Consider the following 798-nt stretch of genomic DNA (forward strand, 5'->3'; position numbering starts at 1 on the left):
AGCCAAGCACGAGCGTGGTGCCCCGCGTCTTGAGGTAGGACAGCGTGTCCTCGATCTCACCGCGCAGGCCGAGCGGTTCCTTGTCGACGATGAAGATATCCGGCCGGTAGGTCTCGGCTGTGTGGCGGATGATCGACTGGCGCATCCTTAGCGTCTCATGCAGATCGATATGCTTTTCCAGCGAGGTGTATTCGCCGTTGCGCAACTTGATGACGCTGGGGATCTTCACGAAGTCGACACGGGCGCGGTAGTCGAAGGCGCCAGCGATGGTCGCGCCCGAAATGATAAGCACCTGAAGTCCGCGGAAATCCTCGACCAGCGAATGCGCGATCGTCCGGCAGCGCTGCAAGTGGCCGAGCCCGAACGTGTCGTGGCTGTACATGAGAATTCGAGCGTTTTGTACGTGCTGGGTCATTGCTGAACGTCTTTTAGGATTCTCGCCCTGAGGACCGTGGCGACCCCGCAGGCTTCGAAACTCGCGGGTCTACCGACCTGTTTTGAAACATGACAGCGCAATTTTCAATTCGTATTACCCGAGAGGGTCCATATGCTGAAGCCAGGAAGCCGCGTCTGCTCAGCTGCCCGCTTGCCACATGTCCAGGCGCAATGGAAGCAGAGGCGACAGCAAACGGGGTGCCAATCGCGTATCAGGGCGAAGCCAGGATTGGTCGATAGATAGCAAATTCAACGGTTTATCGCATCCGTGGCGGAGATTCCGATGGGGCAGCGTTGGCACAGATTCATATCGCCAGGTTGGGGTCGAGCGTTCGAATCGCTTCAACCGCCTCCAAATCTTCG

Annotated in this window: 1 pseudogene; it reads right to left on the reverse strand. The window is 58.0% G+C overall.

What is annotated here, in order from left to right:
- Positions 1 to 415 (reverse strand): annotated as a pseudogene (locus tag ACXJ7R_RS34920) (hypothetical protein); the annotation flags it as partial.
- Between the last annotated feature and the right edge of the window lie 383 nt (positions 416 to 798).

This window comes from Mesorhizobium sp. P5_C1 (genome assembly GCF_054049815.1).